At 45.4% G+C, this 2,364-nt stretch carries 2 protein-coding genes; both read left to right on the forward strand.

Annotated elements, in window-relative coordinates:
• Positions 1–772 (forward strand): IS3 family transposase (locus CLV80_RS18240; protein WP_106359365.1); only part of this gene is annotated, 772 nt, incomplete at its 5' end.
• A gap of 324 nt (positions 773–1,096) precedes the next feature.
• On the forward strand, positions 1,097–2,272 hold the full coding sequence (locus CLV80_RS18245) for a hypothetical protein (protein WP_133169800.1): 1,176 nt from the start codon (positions 1,097–1,099) through the stop codon (positions 2,270–2,272).
• Positions 2,273–2,364 lie beyond the last annotated feature (92 nt).

Here is a 2,364-nt window from a genome sequence, read left to right on the forward strand (position 1 = left end):
TCGTGCCTTTTGTTCCCGGCCGTTGAGCACCAGCCAGCGTAAAGACTTGGTGGTGCTGGCACATATAAGAGAACAGTTTGCCTTATCTCTGGGCAGTTATGGTCGCCCCAGAATGACCGAAGAATTGAAGGAGGTCGGCGTTGTCGTAGGACACCGTCGTGTTGGTCGCATCATGCGTGAGAACAGCATTTGTGTCGAAAGGTCAAAAAAATACAAGGTGACTACAGACAGCAACCACAAGTTCAATATCGCGCAAAACCTGCTGGATCGCGACTTCAATGCTGAAAAGTCAAACCAGAAATGGGCTGGCGACATCAGCTACGTGTGGACGCGTGAGGGTTGGCTGTACCTGGCTGTCATCCTTGATCTGCACTCTAGGCGCGTGATCGGTTGGGCCGTTAGCAACCGCATGAAGCGCGATCTGGCAATCCGAGCCTTGGAAATGGCGATCAATCTACGCAAACCGCCTAAAGGTTGTATCCATCACACGGATCGCGGGTCGCAATATTGCTCACATGACTACCAGAAGATCCTGCGTAGGCATGGGTTCAAAGTATCGATGTCTGGGAAAGGGAATTGTTTTGACAACGCCGCAGTTGAGACGTTCTTCAAGACGATTAAGGCGGAGCTGATCTGGCGGCAATCTTGGACCACCCGACGCACCGCTGAATTGGCAATCTTCAACTACATAAATGGCTTCTATAACGCCCGCAGAAAACACTCAGCACTCGGCTGGAAAAGTCCCTTGGCTTTCGAACGAAAGGCCGCATAAATGAGTAATCGGAGCGGAACAATAGCGGGACAGGTCCATTGTGGAACAGGATTTTTTAGCGGACGCCTCGCATCTCGGAGGAATTCGTCTGTTCGTTTTAGTCCCATAGCTCGTCTCCTGTGGTCCAGTAAATGTTATCAAAGGAGCGGCATCAAACCGTGAGAGATCCAAACAAATTTACCGTGTAAGGTGCAACGATTTTGAGAGCTCTTAAAGTAAAATATCGAGTAAGGCCATAGGAACATAGTCAAAATATCTTAAACTTAGGGATTGGACAGTGTCTGTTTTCCTGCTCAAATGCATCAGCAAAATCTGGTAGGTACTATGAAAGCGATTATACATATTGGGACACCAAAAACAGGGACTACAAGCGCTCAGTCATGGCTTTCTCAAAACAGACAAAATCTGCAAAACAATGGGGTTTTTTATCCATCCTCTTTAGGGGAACATCATCACATTCGTTTAGCTACGGCGTGTAGGTTGGCAAACCGACCTGAACGTGGCTTTAAACTTTTTAACATTAAAAATGAAAGTGATCACAAAAGTTTCAGTCAAGAGACCTTTTATAACTTTGAGAAGGAAATTGAAAATGTGCCACAATCCAATACTTGTTTAATTTCCAGTGAATGGCTCTACAATCGACTAGATTTACCCGAAGAAATACGAGCACTGAGAACGTTTCTCGACAACTTTTTTGACGAGTTCAAGATCGTTATTTGGCTGCGTCCTCAGGTCGACTACATCGTTTCCATGGCTTCAACGATTTCAAGAACAGGGGCCGTATTCAACAGGAAGCGGTTAGAAGCGCTGCGCACCTCACCTGAACTTCAATACGATACCATCCTTTCTCGATGGGAAAAAGAGATGGGTAAGCAGAACGTCACCGTCTTACCATACAAACGAGAAAAAAATGTTATAAAAAAGCTCCTTACGTTTTCGGGATCATCCATGGAGCCAGATGCTCGGCCTACTCGAGAAAACTCGAGATTGTCCCTTAACTTGATACACCTCGGCAATCAAATTCGTTTGCCTCACGCAAATAGAGTGTTTGATCCGGGTTGGGATCGGCGGAAATATTTCGAAAATATTGAAAGCACTAACCCTCTTAAAATTTCACGCGCCTTTGCGGAAACCATAAACGCAGGGTTTGCGAACCAAAACAGTGCAGTAGTAGACCGGCATGAAGCTATATGTCTAAATGATCTAGACCCTGAGTGGAAAAAATACGGAGATACAGGAAATCTAGACAGATTAGGTGAAACAGCACCATTCTCATCTGAGTTAACACAACTTGTGCGCCTAATGAACGCTGACCTCCAAATCCAACGCGCGCTAACAGAAATAGCAGAAGCTGAGATATCCATATTACGTGGTGAAGACGGTTTCAGGAGGTTAGCCCAAGCCGAAAGATATATAAATTCAGTGAACGATAATTGTTATCTCTCTGAACGATTAGTTGCAGCGCGCAAAAAACTACGCCGTTTAAAGGGTAATCTCTGAATAGCCCCTAGTATTGTAGACGCTTTCTTCCCTAATTTTGAGGCAAGGAGGCTGTTATGAGGAAGCCAAATTTCAGTGAAGATTTCAAGCGT

Source organism: Yoonia maritima (assembly GCF_003003285.1).
GTDB classification, from domain to species: domain Bacteria; phylum Pseudomonadota; class Alphaproteobacteria; order Rhodobacterales; family Rhodobacteraceae; genus Yoonia; species Yoonia maritima.